Source organism: Megasphaera jansseni (genome assembly GCF_047974155.1).
Lineage (GTDB): Bacteria > Bacillota > Negativicutes > Veillonellales > Megasphaeraceae > Megasphaera.
In genome coordinates this window covers 1-221 of sequence record NZ_JBHYRR010000118.1, presented here as the reverse complement: position 1 = coordinate 221, position 221 = coordinate 1, and the positions used below count along the sequence as shown (strand labels likewise).

Genomic DNA, 221 nt, shown 5'->3' with positions numbered 1-221 from the left:
GACCGTGTATTATACTATGACTGCACGAATTTTTTCTTTGAAATTGAGCAGGAGGACAATCTCCGTAAATATGGGGCTTCCAAAGAGCATCGCCCCAATCCTATTGTAGAAATGGGGCTATTAATGGATGGAGACGGAATTCCCTTGGCATACTGTTTACACAGTGGCAGCACCAATGAACAAATCACTTTACAACCACTGGAAAAGAAGATTCTGAAAGA

The 221-nt window shown here is 41.6% G+C and carries 1 pseudogene; it reads left to right on the top strand.

Annotation, left to right across the window (positions count from 1 at the left end):
* Window positions 1-221, top strand: a pseudogene (locus tag ACE418_RS13605) (hypothetical protein); the annotation flags it as partial.